21 protein-coding genes and 1 tRNA gene are annotated in these 22,936 nt (G+C 52.0%); 7 read left to right on the top strand and 15 right to left on the bottom strand.

Going from position 1 to position 22,936, the window contains the following annotated elements; translation table 11 throughout:
- Window positions 1-47: 47 nt before the first annotated feature.
- The 12 genes from rpoB to J4E70_RS00925 form a co-directional block, all read right to left on the bottom strand.
- Window positions 48-4,181: a DNA-directed RNA polymerase subunit beta gene (gene rpoB / locus J4E70_RS00980; RefSeq protein ID WP_213887199.1), complete on the bottom strand. Its 4,134-nt coding sequence runs from the start codon at window positions 4,179-4,181 to the stop codon at window positions 48-50.
- A gap of 248 nt (window positions 4,182-4,429) precedes the next feature.
- Entirely contained in the window at window positions 4,430-4,807 is a 378-nt protein-coding gene (rplL, locus tag J4E70_RS00975) for a 50S ribosomal protein L7/L12 (RefSeq protein WP_213887198.1), read from the bottom strand.
- 67 nt (window positions 4,808-4,874) lie between these two features.
- On the bottom strand, window positions 4,875-5,390 hold the full coding sequence (rplJ, locus tag J4E70_RS00970) for a 50S ribosomal protein L10 (protein WP_213887197.1): 516 nt from the start codon (window positions 5,388-5,390) through the stop codon (window positions 4,875-4,877).
- 269 nt (window positions 5,391-5,659) lie between these two features.
- On the bottom strand, window positions 5,660-6,358 hold the full coding sequence (gene rplA, locus J4E70_RS00965; RefSeq protein WP_213887196.1) for a 50S ribosomal protein L1: 699 nt from the start codon (window positions 6,356-6,358) through the stop codon (window positions 5,660-5,662).
- Between the two features lie 2 nt (window positions 6,359-6,360).
- Window positions 6,361-6,786: a 50S ribosomal protein L11 gene (gene rplK, locus J4E70_RS00960; protein WP_213887195.1), complete on the bottom strand. Its 426-nt coding sequence runs from the start codon at window positions 6,784-6,786 to the stop codon at window positions 6,361-6,363.
- A 100-nt stretch (window positions 6,787-6,886) separates the two neighbouring features.
- On the bottom strand, window positions 6,887-7,420 hold the full coding sequence (gene nusG / locus J4E70_RS00955) for a transcription termination/antitermination protein NusG (protein ID WP_213887194.1): 534 nt from the start codon (window positions 7,418-7,420) through the stop codon (window positions 6,887-6,889).
- A gap of 186 nt (window positions 7,421-7,606) precedes the next feature.
- On the bottom strand, window positions 7,607-7,804 hold the full coding sequence (gene secE, locus J4E70_RS00950) for a preprotein translocase subunit SecE (protein WP_213887193.1): 198 nt from the start codon (window positions 7,802-7,804) through the stop codon (window positions 7,607-7,609).
- Between the two features lie 80 nt (window positions 7,805-7,884).
- Complete coding sequence (locus J4E70_RS00945; protein WP_213887192.1) at window positions 7,885-9,354, bottom strand: tetratricopeptide repeat protein; 1,470 nt, start codon at window positions 9,352-9,354, stop codon at window positions 7,885-7,887.
- 173 nt (window positions 9,355-9,527) lie between these two features.
- Window positions 9,528-9,603: transfer RNA gene (locus J4E70_RS00940), tRNA-Trp, on the bottom strand.
- A gap of 85 nt (window positions 9,604-9,688) precedes the next feature.
- On the bottom strand, window positions 9,689-10,843 hold the full coding sequence (locus J4E70_RS00935) for a hypothetical protein (protein ID WP_213887191.1): 1,155 nt from the start codon (window positions 10,841-10,843) through the stop codon (window positions 9,689-9,691).
- Window positions 10,844-11,053: 210 nt separating this feature from the next.
- Window positions 11,054-12,232 (bottom strand): elongation factor Tu, encoded by a 1,179-nt coding sequence (tuf, locus tag J4E70_RS00930; protein ID WP_213887190.1) that lies wholly within the window; start codon window positions 12,230-12,232, stop codon window positions 11,054-11,056.
- An 87-nt stretch (window positions 12,233-12,319) separates the two neighbouring features.
- Entirely contained in the window at window positions 12,320-13,045 is a 726-nt protein-coding gene (locus tag J4E70_RS00925; RefSeq protein ID WP_213887189.1) for a hypothetical protein, read from the bottom strand.
- 116 nt (window positions 13,046-13,161) lie between these two features.
- Here J4E70_RS00925 and J4E70_RS00920 point away from each other — a divergent pair, with 116 nt between their 5' ends.
- Entirely contained in the window at window positions 13,162-14,523 is a 1,362-nt protein-coding gene (locus tag J4E70_RS00920) for a cytochrome P450 (protein WP_213887188.1), read from the top strand.
- Window positions 14,524-14,600: 77 nt separating this feature from the next.
- On the opposite strand, the gene J4E70_RS00915 is transcribed toward J4E70_RS00920, so the two are convergent.
- Together J4E70_RS00915 and parC are read right to left on the bottom strand one after the other, a co-directional pair.
- Window positions 14,601-14,969, bottom strand: a complete 369-nt coding sequence (locus J4E70_RS00915; RefSeq protein ID WP_213887187.1) for a VOC family protein — start codon at window positions 14,967-14,969, stop codon at window positions 14,601-14,603.
- Between the two features lie 58 nt (window positions 14,970-15,027).
- Complete coding sequence (parC, locus tag J4E70_RS00910) at window positions 15,028-17,280, bottom strand: DNA topoisomerase IV subunit A (RefSeq protein WP_213887186.1); 2,253 nt, start codon at window positions 17,278-17,280, stop codon at window positions 15,028-15,030.
- Between the two features lie 142 nt (window positions 17,281-17,422).
- Here parC and J4E70_RS00905 point away from each other — a divergent pair, with 142 nt between their 5' ends.
- The 5 genes from J4E70_RS00905 to J4E70_RS00885 all read left to right on the top strand — a co-directional run bounded on the left by J4E70_RS00905 (window position 17,423) and on the right by J4E70_RS00885 (window position 20,977).
- Window positions 17,423-18,256, top strand: a complete 834-nt coding sequence (locus tag J4E70_RS00905) for an SDR family NAD(P)-dependent oxidoreductase (RefSeq protein WP_213887185.1) — start codon at window positions 17,423-17,425, stop codon at window positions 18,254-18,256.
- A gap of 111 nt (window positions 18,257-18,367) precedes the next feature.
- Window positions 18,368-18,571 (top strand): twin transmembrane helix small protein, encoded by a 204-nt coding sequence (locus J4E70_RS00900; RefSeq protein WP_213887184.1) that lies wholly within the window; start codon window positions 18,368-18,370, stop codon window positions 18,569-18,571.
- Window positions 18,572-18,574: 3 nt separating this feature from the next.
- Window positions 18,575-19,147, top strand: coding sequence for a cob(I)yrinic acid a,c-diamide adenosyltransferase (locus J4E70_RS00895; RefSeq protein ID WP_213887183.1), 573 nt, complete (start codon window positions 18,575-18,577; stop codon window positions 19,145-19,147).
- Window positions 19,148-19,289: 142 nt separating this feature from the next.
- Window positions 19,290-20,048, top strand: coding sequence for an electron transfer flavoprotein subunit beta/FixA family protein (locus tag J4E70_RS00890; RefSeq protein ID WP_213887182.1), 759 nt, complete (start codon window positions 19,290-19,292; stop codon window positions 20,046-20,048).
- Window positions 20,048-20,977, top strand: coding sequence for an electron transfer flavoprotein subunit alpha/FixB family protein (locus J4E70_RS00885; RefSeq protein WP_213887181.1), 930 nt, complete (start codon window positions 20,048-20,050; stop codon window positions 20,975-20,977). Before J4E70_RS00890 ends, J4E70_RS00885 begins: the two co-directional genes overlap by 1 nt.
- Before the next feature lie 61 nt (window positions 20,978-21,038).
- Here J4E70_RS00885 and J4E70_RS00880 read toward each other — a convergent pair whose 3' ends face one another.
- Window positions 21,039-21,869 carry a DUF6473 family protein gene (locus J4E70_RS00880; RefSeq protein ID WP_213887180.1) on the bottom strand — a complete coding sequence of 277 codons (831 nt, stop codon included), beginning with the start codon at window positions 21,867-21,869 and terminating at the stop codon, window positions 21,039-21,041.
- A gap of 161 nt (window positions 21,870-22,030) precedes the next feature.
- On the opposite strand from J4E70_RS00880, the gene J4E70_RS00875 reads away from it, so the two are divergent.
- A complete protein-coding gene (locus J4E70_RS00875; protein WP_213887179.1) occupies window positions 22,031-22,906 on the top strand; it encodes a 3-hydroxybutyryl-CoA dehydrogenase in 876 nt (291 codons plus the stop codon).
- Window positions 22,907-22,936 lie beyond the last annotated feature (30 nt).

Here is a 22,936-nt window from a genome sequence, read left to right as displayed (position 1 = left end):
TTGCGTTCCTTATGTCAGGGATGGGTGAATGGGGGCGCGGTACGCCCTCATTCTTCCTCCGCATCCAGGAGTTCCATGTTGAGACCGAGGCCCCGAACTTCTTTCACCAGCACGTTAAAGCTTTCCGGAATGCCAGCCTCGTAGTTGTCTTCGCCTTTGACGATAGACTCGTAGACTTTGGTCCGGCCCGCCACGTCATCCGACTTGACGGTAAGCATTTCCTGCAACGTGTAGGCAGCCCCATATGCTTCGAGCGCCCAGACTTCCATCTCCCCGAAACGCTGACCACCGAACTGAGCTTTACCACCCAGCGGCTGTTGCGTGACAAGGCTGTAAGGCCCGGTTGAACGCGCGTGGATTTTGTCATCCACAAGGTGGTGAAGTTTAAGCAGGTACTTGACGCCAACGGTAACGGGGCGTGCAAATTGCTCACCCGTACGACCATCAAACAGGATCGACTGACCAGATTGACTGAACCCGGCACGGACCAGCGCATCGTTAACGTCTGCTTCTTTGGCTCCGTCAAAGACTGGCGTTGCTATTGGCACACCAAGGGTAACATTCCCCGCCGCTTCCAACAGGTCATCCTCGGTCATGCCTTTGATGCCCTCTTCGTAAACATCAGAGCCATAGGCCAGTTCCATCGCTTCGCGAACAGGGGTCAGATCACCTGACCGGCGATATTCCTGCATCGCTTCGTCAATGTTCAGACCCAGACCGCGTGCAGCCCAACCCATATGGGTTTCAAGAATCTGCCCAACGTTCATACGCGACGGCACACCAAGCGGGTTCAGACAGAAGTCAACCGGCGTCCCATCTGCGAGGAACGGCATGTCTTCCATCGGCACAACCTTGGAGATAACCCCTTTGTTGCCGTGACGACCGGCCATTTTATCGCCCGGTTGCAGCTTGCGCTTCACCGCGACGAAGACTTTGACCATCTTCATCACACCCGGAGGCAGATCATCACCACGACGGACTTTCTCGACCTTATCCTCGAACCGCGCGTCAAGCGTACGCTTCTGCGCCTCGTATTGCGCGTTCAGGGCTTCAACGATCTGTGCGTCAGATTCTTCTGCCAACGCCAACTGCCACCACTGCCCTCGTGAGAGTGAGTCCAGAAGCTCTTCATCGATCTTGGAATTTGGCGCCACGCCTTTCGGACCTTTGACAGCCACTTTGCCAAGAACCAGAGACTTCAGACGCGCATAGATGTTGCGATCAAGGATCGCCAGCTCGTCATCCCGGTCACGGCCCAGACGCTCAACTTCTTCACGTTCGATCTGAAGTGCACGTTCATCTTTTTCCACACCATGGCGGTTAAAGACACGCACCTCAACAACCGTACCAAAGTCGCCCGGCTTCACGCGCAATGAAGTATCACGCACGTCGCTTGCCTTTTCACCAAAGATGGCGCGCAGCAGTTTTTCCTCCGGCGTCATCGGGCTTTCGCCTTTTGGCGTAATCTTACCAACAAGAATATCGCCCGGCTCTACCTCAGCACCGATGTAGACAATGCCAGCCTCGTCGAGGTTACGCAGCGCTTCTTCACCGACGTTTGGAATGTCGCGTGTGATTTCCTCTGGTCCAAGTTTGGTATCACGTGCGGCAACTTCGAATTCTTCGATGTGAATCGAAGTAAACACGTCATCACGCGCGATCCGCTCGGAAATCAGGATCGAGTCTTCGTAGTTGTAACCGTTCCAAGGCATAAACGCGACGACCACGTTTTTACCAAGCGCCAGTTCACCCATATCTGTGGATGGACCGTCAGCGATAACTTCGCCTTTCTGAACGGTGTCGCCCACTTTCACCAGCGGGCGCTGGTTGATGCAGGTGTTCTGGTTCGAACGCTGGAATTTGCGCATGCGGTAGATATCCACGCCCGCGTCACCCATTTCGAGATCTTCGGTTGCGCGGATCACGATCCGCTGTGCATCAACCTGGTCAATTACACCAGCACGCTTTGCCATAATCGCAGCACCGGAATCGCGTGCAACAACTTCTTCGATACCCGTTCCCACCAGCGGCGCTTCTGCTTGCAACAGCGGCACTGCCTGACGTTGCATGTTCGACCCCATCAGGGCACGGTTCGCATCGTCATTTTCAAGGAACGGAATAAGCGAAGCCGCAACAGAAACCAGCTGTTTCGGGCTAACATCGATCAGGTCCACGTTTTCACGCGGGCTGAGCATGTATTCGCCAGATTTACGGCTTGATACGAGATCGTTGATGAACACACCTTTGTCATCAAGCTTCGCGTTGGCCTGCGCCACTGTGTGACGCATTTCTTCGGTAGCGGCCATATAGTTGACCTCATCGGTCACCTTACCATCCACAACCTTACGGTAAGGTGTTTCAATAAAGCCGTATTTGTTCACACGCGCGAATGTCGCGAGCGAGTTGATAAGACCAATATTTGGCCCCTCTGGCGTTTCAATCGGACACATCCGACCGTAGTGAGTCGGGTGCACGTCGCGCACCTCAAACCCAGCACGTTCCCGCGTCAGACCACCTGGCCCAAGTGCTGAAAGACGACGCTTGTGCGTAACTTCCGACAGCGGGTTGGTCTGGTCCATAAACTGCGATAGCTGCGAAGAACCGAAGAATTCACGAACAGCCGCTGCAGCTGGTTTCGCATTGATCAGATCTTGTGGCATCACAGTGTCGATCTCAACGGATGACATGCGTTCCTTGATTGCACGTTCCATACGCAGCAAACCAACGCGATACTGATTTTCCATCAGTTCGCCAACCGAGCGCACACGGCGGTTGCCGAGGTGGTCAATATCGTCGATATCGCCTTTGCCATCGCGAAGCTCAACCAGCGCTTTGACACAGGCAACGATGTCTTCCTTACGAAGTGTGCGCTGTGTGTCTTCGGCATCAAGCGACAGACGCATGTTCATCTTGACCCGGCCTACGGCCGAAAGATCATAGCGATCACTGTCAAAGAACAACGTGTCGAACAATTGCGAGGCCGCCTCGACGGTGGGTGGTTCACCAGGACGCATAACGCGATAGATATCCATCAGCGCGGTGTCGCGACCCAAGTTCTTGTCAGCCGCCATAGTGTTGCGCATGTACGGACCGACATTGATGTTATCAATGTCGAGAACTGGTATTTCAGTAATGCCAGCATCCAGCAAATCTTGCAGCGTACCGCCAGTTACTTTGCCTTCTTTGTCATGTTCAAGCGTAAGTTCATCGCCTGCTTCGACATAGATCGCCCCATTTTCTTCGTTGATAATATCCTTGGAAACAAAACGTCCCAGTATCTGTTCGTGTGGCACCAACAGATTTGCGACTTTACCATCGTCAATCAACTTTTTCACAGCGCGTGGCGTAACCTTTTTATTAGCTTCGGCAATCACTTCTCCGGTTTTTGCATCAACCAGATCAAAAGTCGGACGCGTTCCTCGTACACGCTCTGGGAAGAACTTGGTGACCCAACCTTTGTTCTTCTTCAGCTTGTAGGTAACGGTGTCATAGTAGGCTTCCATGATCTCTTCCTGATCCAGACCCAGCGCATAAAGCAGGGTCGTAACAGGAAGTTTGCGGCGACGATCAATCCGGGAAAAGACGATGTCTTTTGCATCAAATTCGAAGTCGAGCCACGAACCACGGTATGGAATGATCCGGCAGGCAAACAGTAGTTTACCAGACGAATGGGTTTTGCCTTTGTCATGATCAAAGAACACACCTGGTGAACGGTGCATCTGGGATACGATCACACGCTCGGTACCGTTGACGACAAATGTGCCGTTCGGTGTCATCAGGGGCATGTCGCCCATGAATACGTCTTGTTCTTTGATGTCTTTAACGGATTTCGCACCGGTATCTTCATCGATATCAAATACGATCAACCGCAGTGTCACTTTCAAAGGTGCTGCATAGGTCATGTCACGTTGCTGACATTCCTCAACATCGTATTTTGGTTTCTCCAGTTCGTATTTCACGAACTCAAGAATTGATGTTTCATTGAAATCCTTAATAGGGAAAACCGACTGAAAGACACCTTTGATGCCTTCGCCGTCCAGCGGCTGAAGCTGGTCTCCGGATTTTAGAAACAGATCATATGAAGACTTTTGAACCTCGATAAGGTTCGGCATTTCCAGAACTTCGCGGATTTTACCAAAGTATTTGCGAAGCCGTTTCTGGCCTAGGAAAGTCTGAGCCATGCGCGTGGTCACCTTTATTTTTTTCGCGGGCACGTCCAAGTCGGGCCACAAGACCGCGCCGCACACGAAACAAGAGGGGTTCGGACCTATTCATGCAAACCGTCCCACCGGTCTGCTCCCGATCCGCTGAACCTCTCCTTAGAAAAAGCACCGTTCAGATGCGCTTGCTAAGACAGATTCGGCTGGACCCGGAATTTTCCCGGATCCAGCCAAGATTTTCGTTGGTTGGGGCTTTGTGCCCCGGCCAATTACTTGATTTCGACTTCGGCGCCAGCTGCTTCGAGCTTGGCTTTGATGTCGTCAGCTTCTTCTTTAGAAACTTGCTCTTTGACAGCTTTGCCGCCTGCATCAACAAGCTCTTTCGCTTCTTTAAGGCCGAGACCGGTAATCGAGCGAACTTCTTTGATGACGTTGATTTTAGAAGCGCCAGCGGACTTCAGGATCACGTCAAATTCAGTTTGCTCTTCACCAGCAGCAGCACCAGCATCTGCTGGGCCAGCAACCATTACAGCTCCACCGGCAGCAGGCTCAATGCCATACTCGTCTTTAAGGATCGTTTTCAGTTCTTGTGCTTCGAGAAGGGTCAGACCCACAATCTCTTCAGCCAGTTTTTTCAGATCAGCCATTTCACTGTTCCCATTCATAAATGTGTTCCAACGTCAGGTGTTCAACCCTACGAGGTCACGAAGTTGCTTAAGCGGCGAGCCGCTCTTCCAAAGTGGAAAAGATGCCAGCGATGTTCGAAGCAGGTGCGCCAATTGCGCCAGCGATATTCGAAGCAGGTGCGCCGATGCAGCCAGCGATAGAAGCAATAAGCTCCTCGCGAGATGGCATTTTCGACACGGCTTCAACGCCGGCACGATCCAGAGCGTTCTCTCCCATAGCACCGCCAAGGATCACAAGTTTCTTGTTTTCCTTAGCGAAGTCTTCGGCGACCTTGGCTGCAGCCACGGGGTCTTCCGAATAGGCGAGAACGGTCATGCCCGTCAGGAAATCAGCGATGCTTGCGCATGGCTTCCCATCAAGAGCGATTTTGGCGAGCTTGTTCTTGGCAACGCGAACGGACCCACCAGCTTCGCGCATTCGCGCGCGCAGGTCCTGCATCTCAGCAACCGTGAGACCCTCGTAGTGGGCAACCACTACGACGCCAGAGCTTTCAAAGATCTGGCCGAGTTCGTCGACCAACTTCTCTTTTTGTGCTCTATCCACAGTTTCACTCCAATTATGGAAAGGTTTCCCTCTCCGGCTCAGTTAGTGTCAGTTTCCCCAATTTTGCGGGGTCGCCGACGTTCGGGTCCAATTTCAGGGTCCCGAGGCCAAAATCACTCGAGGGAGGCCCCTCGAAAAATCTGTCTCGTTTCCCATCTCGGGAAGGAATTATGTGACGCTTTGTTATTATGGGCGCCACACCCTCCGTCTCGGACAGAACGGAGCCTTACGACCCCGCTATTCAGCCCGGGTTTCCCCGGGCGGAATTCTTACTCGCTGTTGGCAGAATCCACTGATACGGAAACGCCTGGGCCCATTGTCGAGGACACAGCGATTTTCTTCATGTAGGCTCCTTTGGAACCTGCTGGTTTTGCTTTCGCGACCGCACCGACAAATGCCCGAAGGTTTTCCACCAGCTTTGCTTCGTCGAAAGAGGCTTTGCCGATACCTGCGTGTACAACACCAGCTTTTTCTGCTTTGAACTGAACTTCGCCGCCTTTGGCGTTCTTTACAGCCTCAGCGACATCCATGGTTACTGTGCCAACCCGTGGGTTTGGCATCAGGTTCCGTGGGCCAAGCACTTTACCCAGACGGCCAACGATTGGCATCATGTCCGGAGTTGCGATGCAACGATCAAATTCGATCTTGCCGCCCTGAACGATTTCCATCAGATCCTCGGCACCAACGATGTCTGCGCCAGCAGCCTGTGCTTCCTCAGCTTTAGGCCCGCGTGCAAACACAGCGACGCGTACTGTTTTACCGGTACCGTTCGGCAGAGTCACAACACCACGAACCATTTGGTCTGCATGGCGTGGGTCGACACCCAGGTTCATTGCGACTTCTACAGTTTCGTCAAACTTTGCATTTGCATTTGCTTTGATCAGCGAAACGGCTTCTTCGACGGTGACGTCGTATTTACCTGCGAAAGCCTCACGTGCGGCTTTGGTACGTTTTCCAAGCTTTGCCATGATTATTTCACCTCGATGCCCATAGACCGCGCCGAGCCGAGAATGATCTGCATTGCTGCTTCAATATCGGTCGCGTTCAGGTCTTTCATTTTCGCTTCGGCAATCTCTTTCACCTGCTTAGTGGAGACTGTGCCAACTGTTTCACGACCCGGCAGCTTTGCGCCAGATTTCAGTTTGGCCGCCTTTTTCAGGAAATAAGACGCAGGGGGCGTCTTGATATCCATATTGAACGATTTATCCACGTAATAGGTGATCACCGTTGGGCACGGTGCTCCGGGCTCCAGATCCTGCGTACGGGCGTTAAACGCCTTACAGAATTCCATGATATTAATTCCGCGCTGACCCAGTGCAGGTCCAACGGGTGGGGATGGGTTGGCTTGCCCGGCTTTCACCTGCAGCTTCATCTTACCAGCAATTTTCTTGGCCATGTGGCCTCTCCTTCTTCAACAACGGTGAAACGCGTTTCACCGATCTGGGTTGTGTGGTCCGGCGTGATGGGCGCGCCCACCGTACCTCCCACAGATGCGCTCAGGCGTCTTTTGTAACCTGAGTGAATTCCAGCTCGACCGGGGTTGCCCGGCCAAAAATTGATACCGTCACTTTCAGACGGTTGCTTTCTTCATCGACGTCTTCGACCATTCCGTCGAACCCTTCGAATGGGCCGTCAGTAACCTGCACTTTTTCGCCAATCTCGAAGTGGATCAGCGTACGAGGCGATTCCAGACCTTCCTCAACCCGGTTGAGAATTTGGTTCACCTCAGCGTCGCGCATTGGCATCGGGCGGCCTTGTGGGCCCAGAAAACCGGTAACACGGTTGATCGAGTTGATCAGGTGATAGCCCTGATCTGACATTTCCATACGGACCAAAACATAGCCCGGCATGAAACGGCGCTCGGCGGTAACTTTCTTACCGCGGCGCACCTCGATAACCTCTTCGGTAGGCACCAGCACTTCTTCGATCTCGTCCTCGAGACCGGCGTCAATGACGGAGTGCTTGATTTGCTCGGCAATCTTTTTCTCGTAGTTTGAGAGAACGCTTACCGAATACCACCGCTTCGCCATACTGCTTCTTGCCTCACATCGCCCGTGGCCTTAGGCCCGGAAAGTTCAATTTATTCAGACGGTTACGCCGCCTTAGTCCAGAACAAAAACAGCGCACAACCCGAATCGCTGTACGCCTGCCCTGATGATGCCGCCCGCTTTACTAGTGAAATCAAGGTACTTCAAGACCGTAGAGACGAGTTTTTCTTATCTAAAAGCGTCGAACAAAGCTCTCAGACCTTCGCGGATCGTCAAATCGATCAGCGAAAAAAAGATCGCAGTCAACGTCGCCATGACAAAGACCATTGCCGTGGTCAGCAATACTTCGCGCCGTGTTGGCCAGACAACTTTTGAAACTTCGGACCGAACCTGCTGGATAAACTGCGCTGGATTTGCTTTTGCCATAAAAATAGCCCTTCTGACGGATTGCCACGCAGATACGCCTGTATCACGGGGAATTCAACCCCATCCGACACTGACCGATATCAGTTTTCCAAAATCGAAATTGCATGCAGGCTGGCGATTTTATCACCACGCTGATTGGTCCGTTTTACCCAAAAGCCTAGCTCGGGGCTGATCCACCAACGTGTTTCGACTTCGCGTTTCACCTCCCTGCCAAAAGCTTCCATTTTTGAAAGCTCCCGGTAGCGGACAACGAAAGTGTCAAAAACCCCCAATGGTTCGTGTATCTGTTCCTGTTTTTCAACAACCAGACTAAACTCCAGCGTGCCGAGCCGTACAAAGGGGACATCGTGCAAACAGCCCATCATCATCGCATCCATTGAAAATTCTTCCGGGCAAACAAGTTCAAATCCGCCTCGGCCTGTCACGGTATTTCCAACCACAAGGGGCCATAACGTTGCCGGCTCACCTTCGTCAAAAACTTTTCTGAACTCCGGGCCACCCGCTTCTGTGCGCAGCGTGCGAAGAAAAAGACCTCTGAATGTATCAATGGATTCCGGTATCTTTCCACCAGTCGATGTAACGACGTCCAGATTTTTTTCCGCTTCCAAATCCAGATCAATTTGTACAACGTCACCGTCGTGAACCGTCAAATTACGCGTTATCAAGGCCAATGCCTCTGGCATCGCTTTCGGTGGGGCACTAAACCAGTTTGCCAGATCCATAATTGCGATTTCCATTTCATCCCGCGTGTCAAACGGAAGAAAAACCTGAAGATATCTGATGCTCAACCCATCCTCAGGCGGCTCATATTGCAATGGAGACAACTGAACGTTCGGATCAAGTTGAACAAGTTCGGTCAGATTTCTACTAGTAAACCGCTCGTTTGGGTTAATGATCTGCGCCATGCGATAATAGCGGGCAGCGTTATCTGCGTCTCCCATATCCCAGTAGTTGTCCGCGAGCCGCATGTGAATGAAGGACCTGAACGGGGAAATGTCGCGCGCGGCCTGATAATCTGCGGTTGCGGGCGTGAAGTTTTCCATTTTTTGGTGAACATGCCCGCGCTGGTAGCGAGAATAAAAATAGTCACCCTTGAGGTCTATAGCCTGTGTCAGTGCTGAAAGTGCTTCAACATCCCGGTCAAGCCAATCCAGTATTCGGCCATGATAATAGAAATTCCAATGATCTTCCGGATCTATTTCGATAAGCAGCGTTGTATCTGCCAAGGCCTCTTCGTACCGACCTTCCTCATAGAGAGCATAAGCACGCGTCCCAAGTGCAGCTTCATATTGCGGGTCAATCTCAAGTGCACGGTTAAAATCTTCAATCGCAACGGCATAATCGCCGTTATCGCTATACGCATCGCCCCGTCGCTGGTAGGCCCAATACCTTTTTTCGTAGTCTTCGGATTCGATAAGGGCCGTACACGCCGCAATTCGCTCTTCAAATGGCGTCGCACTTTTGCGACAAGCCCGCTCCTGTGACATGTCCTGCGCAAATGCGGGGCTTAGAAAAACCAAAAAGAAAAACACCCATTGAAACAGTTTCATAGTGCCTCCAATCATTGGGTCCGTGTAACCCACATCTCACAACAGAACCCTGATCATCATATAATGACCGGAAAAGCTTTGATGTGGCAAGGAAACACAACGGCAGGTTCGCCAGCGACGATTTTGAATAATTTGCAGATAGATATCTTAGAAAATTCTTGGTCAGATTGTCCTGGCAGGGGCTGAGGGACTCGAACCCACGACCCTCGGTTTTGGAGACCGATGCTCTACCAACTGAGCTAAACCCCTAGGACCGAGGTCGGGTTACGCGACGACGCGAAATGAATCAAGGGCACATTTTGATTTTTGTTTCAAATACGCACGGACGCAGCCATTAAAACTCACCACGCCAGATCGGCAGGTCCAGTAAAGCCGCAGGAAAGCCAATGCGGTTAACCGGTGTGAAATTCAAAGGAAGAAAGCTGATCAAAACATTTGCAACCAGCAACAAAACAATCACCTGATGACTGAAGACATTGGCAAGTCGCGATCGTGCAGCATCGTCATGCTGCAATATAAGCGCCAGCACAACGAATGACTGAATGATTGCCAACGACACCAGCCGCGACAAGTCAAAGGCGACAAAAAGCAAGGATAGCGGCCCGAGAGCTGCGGCAAGTACGGCGAGTCTATCAATGAAGGGTCGATCACAGATCAGCTTCCATCCGGCGCCAATCAGATAAAGAATGAAACCAACACCAATCCAGCTGACGTATTTCAGTTCGAACAGATAGCGATTTGAATTCCAGACATAATTATACCCTGGCTCTTCACCTTCAGCGTATTTCATCACCGCCTCAACAGCGCCTTTTCGAACGTTGAAGTCCATCGCGCGCGATGTGACTTCAGCCAAGGTTACAACATACATCTCGCTTGCATTTGGAGAGAGCTGGAAAAGGACGATCACCGCAAGCAAAGACGCAATTATCGGCGAAACGCTAAGCAAAATACGTTTTGGGAAGGGTTCCGCATCTCGCGCAAAGAATATCTGAAAGGCAACGAGAAGAGTGTAAGTCGGCAGCATTATTTCATGCACTAAAACACCGGTAAGGCAGATCATTGTTTTCGCAAAAAGCGGAATTACCCCACGGGTCGGAAAAAGAAGTGCCGTAACACCCAATACGGCAAGGGCACCATCGAAGTACCCAGTATTTCCAAGAAACGTTGCCAGACCGAAAGATGTCGCAAACACCAACGCCATCTCAATGCCGTTCTCAGCGGTACGCAGGCACTTTGTCATGAACAAAACCAATACTAGGCCTGCCACGAATGTAAGCAGCGCCCCTATCATAAAGACAGCACTCTGGCTCATCTCTGTGTCGTAGAAAGGGCGCAGCAGTTGGCCAAGAAATCCGCGGCGGAAAATCCCAAGATCGTAGGAAAGCAGAAAATGGGTTTTGGCCCAGTCATTTGGCGGCTTTATTACAGAAACCGCAATGATCGCATATACGATCAAAACAACGCTGTATCCACGCTTATTAAGCATCATGATTTTTTAAATCCATGCTGGTTCGTTCAACTGCTCTTTCGCCAGCATTGATTGTCACGTTTTGCGGCTGGCGTCTTTTGTCGTTTCTAAAACATTTCCACAAAAAAAGCTTGCATCAAATTCTATCAAAAAGTTTGGAAAAGGTAGGGCATGGATTTCAAAAAAAGGCGACCACATCGGCCGCCTTTCGCATGTTCATCTTGATTTCGATTACTCGATAATTTTGGACACGACACCGGAGCCTACGGTCCGACCGCCTTCGCGGATGGCGAAGCGCAGTTTTTCTTCCATCGCGATCGGGGCGATCAGTTCAACGTTGAACTTCAGGTTGTCGCCCGGCATCACCATCTCGGTGCCTGCCGGAAGCTCAACCGTGCCCGTCACATCCGTCGTACGGAAGTAAAACTGTGGACGGTAGTTCGCAAAGAACGGCGTGTGACGGCCACCTTCTTCCTTGGTCAGAATATAGACCTCGGCTTCGAACTTGGTGTGTGGCTTAACGGAACCTGGCTTACACAGGATCTGACCACGCTCAACACCTTCGCGGTCAATGCCGCGCAGCAGTGCGCCGATGTTGTCGCCGGCTTCGCCACGGTCAAGCAGCTTGCGGAACATTTCAACACCGGTACAGGTGGTTTTCTTCGTGTCACGGATACCAACGATTTCAATCTCGTCGCCCACATTCACGACGCCACGCTCAACACGACCCGTAACAACAGTACCGCGACCAGAGATCGAGAACACATCCTCGATTGGCATCAGAAACGGCTGGTCAATCGCACGTGCAGGCTGTGGGATATACGCGTCAACAGCGGCCATCAGCTCTGCGATTTTCTCGCTGCCGATTTCCGGGTCACGGTCTTCCAGAGCCGCCAGGGCAGAACCCGCGATGATTGGGATATCGTCGCCAGGATAGCCGTACTCGGTCAGAAGTTCGCGGATTTCCATTTCAACCAGCTCGAGAAGCTCTTCATCGTCGACCTGGTCAACTTTGTTCATGAAGACAACCATTGACGGGATGCCAACCTGACGGCCAAGCAGAATGTGCTCGCGGGTCTGTGGCATAGGGCCGTCAGCCGCGTTCACAACCAGAATGGCGCCATCCATCTGCGCCGCACCGGTGATCATGTTCTTCACATAGTCAGCGTGGCCTGGGCAGTCGACGTGGGCGTAGTGACGCGCTTCGGTCTCATACTCAACATGCGCTGTTGAAATGGTGATACCACGGGCCTTCTCTTCAGGCGCGCCGTCAATCTCGTCATACGCTTTGAAATTGTCGCTGAACTGCTTCGTGATCGCAGCCGTAAGCGTCGTCTTGCCGTGGTCAACATGCCCAATCGTGCCGATGTTGCAATGCGGTTTTGTTCGTTCAAACTTTTCCTTAGCCATGGTTCAGAGGCCTCGTGTTCTGGGGCCACTCGCGACCCGAATTGACATCGCGCGCTCGTTACGAAAACTGGACGGAAAAATCAAGCATCAGTTGGTCGTTTTGGCCTCTTCAGCAACACTTTCCTGCGTTTCTTCAGGTAGACGCACCGCCGCGCCATCGGGCGCGGTCTCCGGCGCACCTTCCAGCGCATTGTTTGCGACAAGATCCGAAACATCATCTGTTTCCGGATCGACCGTGTTTGACGCAACATCTTCTGAAGCCACATCATCCGTATTAAGCCATTCAGGATGCGTAAGAAGCCAGCGTTGGATTGATGCAGCAGCGTTTCGCGACAAGTTGCGCATCTGGATTTCTTTACGCTGTGTCAGCCCTGAGCCAACGACTGTGCGCCCAGACAAGCTTTCAAGAACGGTAATCTGATGTGGCTGATCGGTCAGTTTGGTTTGTGTGGCGTCGTCCCAGACATTTACCCCTAAAATAAGCACCGATTTTGGGGAGAAGAGGATCGGCACACCGGGAACAGCCAGAACATAGGCGTCAACGCTGGCACCGATATGGATCATCCGCTCACCTTCATACCGGCCAAACCGGTCAGAAATTGCGCTGGTCAACGCAGCTTTCCATTCGTCCGGGTCTGCTTCGCGTGACAGCGGCCCAAGCTGTGCGTTGTCTGCGACGACAATATTGTGGCCAAGCCGGAATTGTCCCATCGGTTCAAGTGGGCCGTCAATTGGGCCGCCTCCGCTACATGCCGGCAAACCAAAAAAACCAATTAAAACAAGAACGCGACGCGACAGTAACAGCTTACGCATCAGAAACTCCCAAACTCATTATTATATTGCAATAACCTATGACCCATCCCCGTGCAATTGCACCACGTTGCACGGGGCTTCGCTGCTCCTATATGATTTAAAGACAGGAGCGCGTGATGGATCAGACCGCCCTAAAGAATATCCCGGCCCACGTCCCACTGGTTAAAGAACCATGGGGTATCTTGCGCACGCTTCAGGCGGCACGGCGTAACGTGCTTGAAATTTTGCCGGAGATCGCAACTCGTCAGCCAATTGTTTCAGGCAAAACCGGCAAGCGGTGGCATATGGTTATGGACCCTGACACGCTTCGCCATATCCTGAAAGACCGACTTGAAGACTATCCCAAGTCCGATGTGACCAAGAATATCCTGCGCCCAGCAATTGGCGAAAGCCTGTTCGTCGCCGAAGGGACACATTGGCGCTGGCAGCGGCGCACCGCTGCCCCGGTTTTCTCGCATCGAAACATTCAGAATCTGGCACCGATGATGACCACCGCAGCAGAACGTTGCGCTGAACGCACTGAGAAAAGCATCGGGCGAGGCGTAGATTTTTACGAAGAGATGGTAAGGGCCACCTTTGAAGTCATTTCCGATGTAACTTTTTCAGGGGATGAGGGTTTTGACCGCAGTGCAATGCACAACGCAATAAACTCTTACATCGATCAGACAGCAAAGATCTCGTTGCTGGATATTCTGGGCGCACCCAACTGGGTGCCGCGGCCTTCGCGTATCCTTTCATCTGGTTCAATGAAACAGATGAAGAGCGTTGCAGATGAAGTGATTGATAGACGGCGCGAAGCAGCGACCAAAGAAACGCCTGATTTGCTGGATCTTCTACTTGAAGGTGAAGACCCCGAAACTGAACGCAAGATGACAACGGCCGAACTGCGGGATAATCTGCTTACCTTTATCGTTGCTGGCCATGAGACGACTGCGCTTACACTTGCCTGGGCGCTATATCTTTGTGCGTTTGACCCGGAAGTGCAAAACCGTGCGCGGACAGAGGCGCAAGCTGTGCTTGGCAACCGTGCCGCAACAGCGGAAGACTGTGCAAACCTGCCATACATACGCCAGATCGTAGATGAAACACTGCGCCTTTATCCGCCTGCAGCGATGTTGTCCCGCACCGCGCAGAAGCCGGATACTTTGTGTGGCCGTGAAGTCAGGGCGAAAGACACAGTCATTCTTCCGATCTACGCGTTACATCGCAACCATCTGCTGTGGGACAAACCTAATACGTTTAACCCAGACCGCTTTGCTGACCCGAGGGCAATAAACCGCTATGCATATCTGCCTTTCGGTGACGGTCCCCGCGTTTGTATCGGGGCGAGCTTTGCGTTGCAGGAGGCGGTGATTATTCTGGCGACACTGCTCGCAAAGTTCAGGTTCAGCACGATACCCGGAAAAACGCCCAAACCCGTGATGATCCTAACCCTGCGCCCCGAAGGGGGTGTCTGGCTGAAGGTTGAAAAAGCTTAGGGTATCCGTTTTCGACGCAGTTAAAATTAGGGCAATCTAAGCTAACATGGGCCCCAACCCACCTCTTTCCTGCAAAACTATCGGTGTTGGTCAATTAAGATGGGATACCCGTCTGGATCAATCACTGTGAAACTGGCCGGGCCGTCTTTTTCACCTGTTTCCTGTGTTACTTCCAGCCCCGCAGCCTTCAGGCGATCTTTGATTTCGTGAACGTCCGTAAAAGCATCAATGTTTTGAGCCGATTGATCCCACCCGGGATTAAATGTCAGCATCGGACCTTCAAACATACCTTGAAACAACCCGATCAGCGTTTCTCCATTTTTCATAATCAGAAAGTTGTGCTCTTCATCACCAGCGAATTGCGCAAAGCCAAGTTTTTCGTAAAATTCCTTCGAATTTTTAAGATTCTTGATGCCTAAACTTATAGAAAATGCCCCAAGGTTCATGAGCTTACTCCATCAGTGTTAAATCTCTTAGGTCAACCAATAACCCCTGAAACCCAGATCAGGTGAACTTATTGTTCCTTGGGAACCCACGCGGCGCCATACGGCCTGTGCCTGCGCGTTTGCCCGTCCACTCTACCAACGCGGTTTCTGTTCGCGTTCGCCCCGCAGGGTCAAGCCAGCTTAGCCCGTCGGCCAGGGTGAATGTCGTTGCATCCGAAAGCCCGCCATCTTTGTATTTCTGCAGCCGCACACCTTTGCCACGGGTCATTTCCGGCAACTCATCAAGCGGGAAGATCAGCACTTTGCGGTTCTCGCCAACGCAGGCGACACTGTCACCATCTATCGGGCGACAAACTTGTGCGCGAACCTCGTTCCGCACGTTCAACACCTGCTTACCGGTGCGGGTTTGCGCCATGACGTCATCTTCGGGCACGACAAAGCCATCACCCGCACTTGAAGCGACCAAAAGCTTGCGACCGGGTACGTGTATAAACAAATCCACCAGATCGGCGTCGTTTGGCAAATCCACCATCAGGCGCAGTGGTTCACCCATCCCACGGCCTCCGGGCAGGTTGGAGGCTGGAACCGTGTAAAACCGCCCGTTCGTTCCCAGCACAAGCAACCTGTCGGTGGTTTCCGCATGGAAGGCAAACCGTCCTTCGTCACCATCTTTGAACTTCAGTTCGGTCGTTTCCAGCGCGATATGCCCTTTCATCGCACGCACCCAGCCCATTTTTGAGCAGACCACCGTAATCGGCTCCCGCTCAATCATTGCTTCAATAGGAACGTCCTCGACCACGGCGGCTTCAGCAAACTGGGTTCGCCGCGCGCCACCTTCGTAGTCTTTGCCAAACTTCTTTTTCGTCTCGCGTAACTGTTCGCTGATCCGGTTCCATTGCAGGCCCTCGTCTGCCAGCAACTCGGCCAGACCTTCGCGCTCTAGCAGCAATACATCAAGCTCGCGCTTCAGCTCCAGTTCTTCGAGCTTGCGCAAGGACCGCAGCCGCATGTTCAGAATAGCCTCGGCCTGAACATCAGACAGGTCGAACTCAGCAATCATCACCGCTTTTGGTTCATCTTCGTAGCGGATAATTTCGATCACGCGATCCAGATTCAGGAAGGCAACAATGTACCCTTCCAGCACTTCGAGACGGTGGTCGATTTTTTCAAGCCTGTGTTGGCTGCGCCGCTGCAAAACCTCGCGACGATGGTCAAGAAACGCGCGCAACACTTCTTTCAGGCTACAGACCTTTGGGGTTCGCCCGTCGATCAACACGTTCATGTTCAGGCTGAACCGCAGCTCAAGGTCTGACTGACGGAACAGCGTATTCATCAAGACCTCTGGTACGACGTTCTTTGATTTCGGCTCCAGCACCAGCCGAATGTCTTCAGCTGATTCATCACGTACATCGGCCAAAATCGGAATGCGTTTTGACTGGATCAGCTCTGCCAGTTTTTCGATCAGCTTGGATTTTTGCACCTGGTACGGGATTTCAGTAACAATAATCTGCCACTGCCCCCTGCCCAGTTCTTCAATTTCCCACTTTGACCGCAAACGAAACGCGCCGCGACCCGTGCGGTACGTTTCAAGCATGCTTTCACGCGGCTCAACAATCACGCCACCGGTTGGAAAATCTGGCCCCGGAACGTAGTTGATCAGCGTGTCATCCCGTGCGTCTGGCACTTTGATCAGATGCAGGCAGGCGTCACAAAGCTCGGCAATGTTGTGGGGCGGAATGTTTGTTGCCATGCCCACGGCGATACCGCTTGACCCGTTCGCCAGAAGGTTTGGAAAGGACGCTGGCAAAACGATGGGCTCGGTCAGAGTACCATCATAGTTTTCGCGGAAATCAACGGCATTCTCGGACAAACCTTCCAGCAAGGCCTCTGCGGCAGCGGTCATCCGCGCCTCAGTGTATCGACTTGCCGCAGGGTTATCACCGTCGATGTTGCCAAAGTTGCCCTGCCCATCGACGAGCGGATAGCGAACCGCAAAATCCTGCGCCAGCCGGGCCATGGCATCGTAAATCGCGGCATCACCATGCGGATGGTAGTTCCCCATCACATCGCCTGAAATTTTAGCGGATTTTCGGAAGCCGCCATTGCTGGCCAGCTTGAGTTCGCGCATCGCATACAAAATGCGCCTGTGAACCGGCTTCAACCCATCGCGTGCATCAGGCAATGCGCGATGCATGATCGTTGAAAGCGCATAGGTCAGGTAGCGCTCACCGATTGCGCGGCGCAGTGGTTCTGTAACTTCGCCAGGCCCGCTACTTGGGCTGATGTTGGGGTCGTCAGTAATATCTGTCATAGATGATGTGATAAACGTGGCGCTCGCGCAGGTAAAGCGCTGTTGCACCGACAAAGACAACCAACAGCCAAAACACGAAAGTTATTTGTCCTGCTAGGGCAGATGACATATGGCGGTGAAAACACAAACGACAGGCAGAACCATGGCAGAAAAATCGATCCTGATCACCGGCTGTTCCTCTGGCATAGGTTATGATGCTGCCCACACCCTGAAAAAACGCGGCTGGAGGGTTTTTGCAACCTGCAGAGCAAAAGTTGATTGTGACCGCCTGATTTCAGAAGGGCTTGAAAGCTTCGTTCTCGATTACGAGGATGAAGCCACGATTGAGGCTGCGGTTGCGGAAACTTTGGCCCGTACGGGTGGAACGCTTGACGCGTTATTTAACAACGGCGCTTACGCGATACCGGGTGCAGTAGAAGATCTTCCGCGCGCCGCGCTACAAACTATTTTTGAGACAAATCTGTTTGGCTACCACGATCTGACGTGCCGTGTGATACCTGTTATGCGCAAACAGGGGCATGGGCGGATTGTAAACTGTTCTTCGGTATTGGGGTTTGTGGCAATGCAATATCGCGGTGCATACAACGCAACGAAATTCGCGCTTGAAGGTTTGACAGATACCTTGCGCATCGAAATGCGTGATCACCCTATTGACATCATTCTGATCGAACCAGGCCCTATCGCGACCGATTTTCGTAAAAATGCCAGAATTCAGTTTGAAAAGTGGATTGATTGGAAAACCTCCGCTGTTCGTAACGCTTACGAAAAGGAACTCTGCAAGCGACTGAGCAATGAAGCCGGAAAACCTGACCTTTTCGAATTACCGTCATCCGCTGTGACAAAGAAATTGATCCACGCAATGGAATCTCGCCGTCCCCGACCACGATACTACGTAACCGTACCAACCTACATGATGGACATGCTACGACGCGCATTGCCAACCCGTGTGTTGGACTGGTTTCTCGCAAAGGTCTGACCAGCGTGTCGATGAAGGTTCTTAAATCCCCGCAAGAAGGCTTTTGAGACTTTTTCGGTCGCAATTTGTGAGAGGTCGGATTACATGCACTCCAGACCGAAAGGATAAACCATGTTTCAGGATCCATTGTTCATCATAGTTGCGATTGCAATCTTGGTTGTGCTTGTCATTCTGATGATTGGCCTTGGAAGTTTCACCAAAGGTGGCGAATTCAATCGCAAACACGCAAATCGCCTTATGCGATATCGCGTCGCGGCTCAGGCGGTCGCCGTTTTACTAATTCTCGTTTTTATCTATCTGCGTGGAGGGAACTAGCCCGTGGTTGTTCTGAACAAAATTTATACCCGCACGGGGGATACTGGTGAAACAGCGCTCGGAAATGGCAGCCGCGTTGCGAAACATTCTGCCAGAGTTTCGGCCTACGGAACGGTTGATGAAACCAACGCAACTGTTGGTCTGGCGCGCCTTCACGCAACTGGCGAAATGGATCACAAACTGGCTGCGATCCAGAATGATCTTTTTGATCTTGGCGCGGACTTTTGCCGCCCTGAAATGGAAAAAGATTCAGACGCAGAATATGCACCCTTGAGGATCACTGACACACAAGTTGAACGTCTCGAATCAGAGATCGACTCGATGAACAATTTGCTTACACCGCTTCGCAGTTTCATTTTGCCCGGGGGATCGCCTCTTTCAGCTTATCTGCATCTTTGCAGAACAGTTTCACGCCGGGCAGAGAGACTCGCCACCGAACTCGCTTCTGTTGAGTCGCTAAACCCAGCGGCGGTGAAGTACCTAAACCGTCTATCTGATTGGTTTTTTGTCGCAGCCCGCATCGCCAACAATAACGGCGTTGATGATGTTCTCTGGGTGCCAGGCGCGAACCGCTAAGCAATAAAATTACCAAAACCCGACGTCATATTATGCCACTGCGTCGATTTTGGCCTGTTTTCCCAGTGAATGAAACGCTAACAACAGCGCGAGAGCTTGAACGGGTCCGTTTCAGGATCCATTTTTGAGGAGAATAACGCTCATGAAGGTACTCGTGCCTGTCAAGCGCGTGATCGACTATAATGTCAAAGTCCGTGTGAAAGCGGATGGCAGCGGTGTTGATCTCGCGAATGTCAAAATGTCGATGAACCCGTTCGACGAAATAGCAGTTGAAGAAGCTATCCGCCTGCGCGAAGCTGGTAAGGCTGACGAAGTTGTTGCCGTTTCGATTGGTGTTAAACAAGCACAGGAAACGCTGCGAACCGCCCTCGCGATGGGCGCTGATCGCGCAATTCTTGTCGTTGCCGCTGATGACGTGCATACCGACATTGAACCACTCGCAGTTGCTAAAATCCTGAAAGCAATTGTTGAGGAAGAAGCCCCCGGCATTGTTCTCTGCGGCAAGCAGGCGATCGACAATGACATGAACGCAACGGGCCAGATGCTTTCGGCTCTTCTTGGCTGGTCGCAGGCTGCTTTTGCCTCTGATCTAGACATCGACGGTGATCATGCCGTCGTGACTCGCGAAGTTGACGGTGGTTTGCAAACAATCAAAGTCACCCTGCCAACGATTGTGACTGTTGACCTGCGCCTGAACGAGCCACGCTATGCAAGCTTGCCGAACATCATGAAGGCTAAAAAGAAGCCTATGGATGAAAAAACGCCTGCTGATTACGGCGTCGATGTCACGCCACGCCTGGAAATCATTAGCACAGCAGAACCGGAAGCACGCGCTGCTGGCGTTATCGTTGGCTCGGTTGACGAGCTGGTAGAGAAACTCAAAGAAGTGGGGGCTGTATAATGGCTGTTCTTCTTCTCGCAGAAGTCACCGACGGTGAACTGGCGTTCGACGCAACTGCAAAAGCTGTAAACGCTGCAACGAAGCTGGGTGAAGTAACCACGCTTTGTGCAGGCGCCTCGGCTGCCGCAGCTGGTGAAGCCGCGTCCAAAATTGAAGGTGTTTCGAAAGTACTCGTTGCTGAAGATGCATCACTTGGACACCGTCTTGCAGAATCAACTGCCGCGCTGATCGCGTCTTTGGCAGGCGACTACGAGCATATCGTGGCCCCCGCCACGACCGATGCGAAAAACGTCCTGCCGCGCGTTGCTGCTTTGCTCGACGTGATGGTGATCTCGGATGTTTCCGGCATAATTGACGGCAACACGTTTGAACGGCCAATCTACGCTGGGAACGCAATTCAGACGGTAAAATCCTCGGATGCGACTAAAGTGGTTTCTATCCGCACATCGACCTTTGATGCTGCGGGTGACGGTGGTTCTGCCCCTGTGGAAACGATCAGTACTGCGGAAGCGCCTGGTCTTAGCGAATGGGTTGAAGACAAAGTTGCAGCCAGCGACCGCCCAGAACTTACTAGTGCTGGTGTGGTTGTGTCAGGTGGCCGTGGTGTCGGATCTAAAGATGACTTCGCACTGATTGAGGCGTTAGCCGACAAGCTTGGTGCTGCAGTCGGCGCATCGCGCGCTGCTGTTGACTCTGGTTACGCACCGAACGACTGGCAGGTTGGTCAAACCGGTAAGGTTGTTGCTCCGGACCTCTACGTCGCTGTAGGGATTTCAGGTGCCATTCAACACCTTGCCGGCATGAAAGACTCCAAAGTGATCGTCGCGATCAACAAGGACGAAGAAGCGCCCATTTTCCAGGTCGCTGACTTCGGGCTTGTCGCAGACCTGTTTACTGCGCTGCCAGAACTGACCAGTAAACTGGACTAGCCAAACTCTGGCTCACGTAGTTCGAATTTCTTTAAGGGCCCGCTTCCAAGCGGGCCTTTTTTTACCTGAGCCTCTCGAGCGCAGTTGACACTTTACGGGCTGCTTCATGATGCGTGAAAACGCCGAGCATTTGTTCTGCAGCAAGTTGCTCCATCGGTGAAAAAATCATGCCAGCAGTACCGCGTGCTCGCGCGACGGAACTCGGCGTAACAAAAACCACTTCAGATGTCAGAAGCCGAATTTCCTCAATCATGTTTTCGTCAACGAACAGGGGGTCGCGCAAATGGGTTTCTTTGCCCATTTTCGATAGTGGCATGTCGTTTGCGAACCAAAGCACAATTGTCTTTCCACCGATCTTGTTTAAAAGAAGTTTCATTCGGTCCAACCAAGTTGCTTTAAGCTGTGCTTCCACATCTCTGAACCGGTTGGCAGACAGTCTGCGCAGAGTCATCAAAAGGTGCCTTGTGAAGTTGAACTCTGTGAAGTCCACTTCTGGATATGTTGTTTGCAGATGCTGTGAAGCGCGCAAAAACCGATCATTCCGCCTTGGATGAACCGAGTAATATTTGTTCGTCATGTTATGAGCGCCTAACACCTGGATAACAGTTGCGCGGGCGTTTCGACAGGCGTCTATGATAAATGGATCATTTGCATAAACGTCCAGGCCGGCATTCACACACCCGAAATTTACCGCCCGATCACCACCATGTTCTTCCTCGATCAAGGCCGGGTACGGGGACTTTATGAATTTCCCATAGGTCTCTGTACCGCCCAAATACGCCACAAACTCTCCGGTCAGTTTTCGCCGCGGACCGCGAAAAAGAAGCCTCGATCCTTGGTACTGACACGGAAAATAGTTTAACAGGCCTTCGCCCAGATTTTCATAGGCCATATCCACCCACCTCGTTAATTCGACTCACCCGGGTTCAAAATGAGTGGTTGTCATTGCCAAAATCCTAAACGGCGCATTTGTCCCAATCTTTAAAGACAAGACCCCCTTGCGCCTCCTCTGCACTGCGGCATAAGCTTTGGTCGAAAACGAAAGGGGCAATTATGGAAATCAAGTCAGTTGGAATTGTTGGCGCGGGTCAGATGGGCAATGGTATTGCCCATGTATTTTCCCTTGCCGGTTTTGACGTTATCTTGAATGACATTTCTCAAGAAAGCCTCGACAACTCACTTGCGCTGATCGACGTGAATCTAACGCGGCAGGTCAGCCGCGAAAAGATCTCTGCCGAAGAGCGAAGCGGCGCTCTGGCACGAATCAAAACAACATTAAATTTGCCCGACATAGCGCAGACTGATTTGGTGATCGAGGCAGCGACAGAGCGTGAAAGCGTTAAAACCGCCATTTTTGAAGACTTGCTGCCGCATCTGAAGCCTACTACTATTCTGACCTCCAACACCTCGTCGATTTCGATTACACGGCTTGCATCACGCACAGACCGGCCAGAAAAATTTATGGGTTTCCATTTCATGAACCCAGTGCCGATCATGCAATTGGTGGAGTTGATACGCGGCATCGCGACCGATGAAGAAACCTTCAAAACATGTCTTGGCGTTGTGGAGAAGCTTGGTAAAACCTCTGCATCTGCCGAGGATTTCCCAGGTTTCATAGTGAACCGCATTCTTATGCCAATGATCAACGAAGCCGTTTACACGCTTTACGAAGGTGTAGGCTCTGTTGCGTCGATTGACAGTTCGATGAAGCTTGGCGCGAACCACCCGATGGGGCCACTGGAACTCGCGGATTTCATCGGGCTCGACACGTGCCTTGCGATCATGAACGTGCTTCATGACGGGCTGGCTGACACCAAATATCGCCCTTGCCCGTTGCTCACAAAATATGTCGAAGCAGGATGGCTTGGCCGAAAAACAGAACGCGGGTTCTATGACTATCGCGGCGAAACTCCGGTTCCGACGCGCTAAATTCGTGCCCGTGGCTGCAAAGAGCGATCA

It is taken from the genome of Pseudohalocynthiibacter aestuariivivens (assembly GCF_018457175.1).
Classification (GTDB): Bacteria; Pseudomonadota; Alphaproteobacteria; order Rhodobacterales; family Rhodobacteraceae; genus Pseudohalocynthiibacter; species Pseudohalocynthiibacter aestuariivivens.
This window is presented reverse-complemented; position numbering and strand designations above follow the sequence as displayed.